The organism is Alteromonas halophila (assembly GCF_014651815.1).
GTDB lineage: Bacteria > Pseudomonadota > Gammaproteobacteria > Enterobacterales > Alteromonadaceae > Alteromonas > Alteromonas halophila.
The window spans coordinates 1-1,464 of the sequence record NZ_BMXP01000026.1; the positions used below are offsets into that span (position 1 = coordinate 1).

The 1,464-nt window shown below is 46.4% G+C and carries 2 tRNA genes and 2 rRNA genes; all 4 read right to left on the reverse strand.

Going from position 1 to position 1,464, the window contains the following annotated elements:
• Positions 1–113, reverse strand: a 23S ribosomal RNA gene (locus IE054_RS17715); the annotation flags it as partial.
• A gap of 413 nt (positions 114–526) precedes the next feature.
• A tRNA-Ala gene (locus IE054_RS17720) sits at positions 527–602 on the reverse strand.
• A gap of 121 nt (positions 603–723) precedes the next feature.
• Positions 724–800: transfer RNA gene (locus IE054_RS17725), tRNA-Ile, on the reverse strand.
• Positions 801–1,052: 252 nt separating this feature from the next.
• Positions 1,053–1,464: ribosomal RNA gene (locus IE054_RS17730) — 16S ribosomal RNA — on the reverse strand; the annotation flags it as partial.

A 1,464-nucleotide genomic window follows, 5' to 3' on the forward strand; every position in this document is an offset into this window, starting at 1 on the left:
CATCTGTGGCTCAAATGCGTTTTGTCAGCTCACCACAGCTTTTCGCAGACTTACACGTCCTTCATCGCCTCTAACTGCCAAGGCATCCACCGTATACGCTTTGTCACTTAACCATACAACCCCAAATAGCCTTCTGCTTTGAGCCCTATGCGGCGCGGCCTTTCCTCGCTTACTCAGTCACATACTTTTACGTATGCTCCTTCGTTCACTCGTCTGTCCGCTTGCCTAGAACTCAAATCATCGGCTATTACCTCTTATCAAAGTAATAACCTATGCTGCCCGCCTTTTGACTTCGGGCCTGAGTAATGTTGTATGCATGACAAGCTAATCGTGGAATTGCCTTGCTATCAATCAATGTTGATAACAAGCAATTCAAGTCAAGTAGAGTAGCTTTGAGAGAACATCTTTCGATATTCTCAGTTACTCAATTTTGATTGATTACTAATATCAGCTTTCCAAATTGTTAAAGAACATTTCGCGGTTAAAAACCACTTCTAAAAACACTTGCTTTAAATGCCTTTAGAAGTGGTGGAGCTAAGCAGGATCGAACTGCTGACCTCCTGAATGCAAATCAGGCGCTCTCCCAGCTGAGCTATAGCCCCATCTAACTGCTTTTACGCTAACCTAATTCGATTAGTGCATTTCTTTCTTAATCAAGGCGGGTGAAACCGTAGTGTGCGAGTAGCACATGAGGTTTTGCCCAACGAAGAGTAAGGAAGAAATTGGTAGGCTTGGGCAGACTTGAACTGCCGACCTCACCCTTATCAGGGGTGCGCTCTAACCAGCTGAGCTACAAGCCTATTTTACTTCTGCTAGGCTTCCTACTCTTCGCCTTTATTCCTCACTCATTCAGTCACATACCTGGTGTATGCTCCTTCATTCGTTCGGAAGTCGGCTCGATTAGAAACCCTATCATCGTAAAATTGATGATTCGGCGTGGAGCAGGTTGCTGCGCAATACTTCTTTAGGTGAAGCACTACCTTTAGCGTTCTTTTCAAACAAGACAATCTGTGTAGGCACTGCATTAACAGCATCAAAGTCGATTCTTTTGGTAAGGAGGTGATCCAACCGCAGGTTCCCCTACGGTTACCTTGTTACGACTTCACCCCAGTCATGAAACACAAAGTGGTGATCGTTCTCCCGAAGGTTAAACTAACCACTTCTTTTGCATCCCACTCCCATGGTGTGACGGGCGGTGTGTACAAGGCCCGGGAACGTATTCACCGCAACATTCTGATTTGCGATTACTAGCGATTCCGACTTCATGGAGTCGAGTTGCAGACTCCAATCCGGACTACGACATTCTTTAAGGGATCCGCTTACTCTCGCAAGTTCGCCTCCCTCTGTAAATGCCATTGTAGCACGTGTGTAGCCCTACACGTAAGGGCCATGATGACTTGACGTCGTCCCCACCTTCCTCCGGTTTGTCACCGGCAGTCTCCTTAGAGTGCCCAACTTAATGCT